The following is a 285-nucleotide window of genomic DNA, read 5'->3' as shown; positions in this document are numbered from 1 at the left end:
AATATGGAGAAAGAAGGCTTACGTGAGCGTGCACTTGCAGATATCCCAGCCGTCAACTGGACGCCAGCATGGGGTCAAAACCGTATTGAATCGATGATGACAGGTCGCCCAGATTGGTGTATCTCACGCCAGCGTACATGGGGCGTGCCGATTGCCTTTTTCACTCATAAAGAAACGGGCGAGCTGCATCCAAATACGCTTGAGCTGATGGAAGTCGCCGCAAAAAATATCGATGCTGGCGGCGTTGAAGCTTGGTTTGATGCCAGCTGTGAAGATTACTTAGGT

Annotated in this window: 1 protein-coding gene; it reads left to right on the top strand. The window is 50.5% G+C overall.

The window, feature by feature from the left end; all coding sequences use genetic code 11:
* Positions 1–285: class I tRNA ligase family protein (locus tag AAEY75_RS14640; RefSeq protein WP_352259971.1), on the top strand; the 285-nt coding region annotated here is incomplete at both ends.

The sequence above is a fragment of the Psychrobacter sp. TB55-MNA-CIBAN-0194 genome (assembly GCF_040309505.1).
GTDB lineage: Bacteria > Pseudomonadota > Gammaproteobacteria > Pseudomonadales > Moraxellaceae > Psychrobacter > Psychrobacter fozii.
The sequence above is the reverse complement of the archived record's forward strand: the minus strand, read 5'-3'. Positions and strand labels throughout refer to the sequence as shown.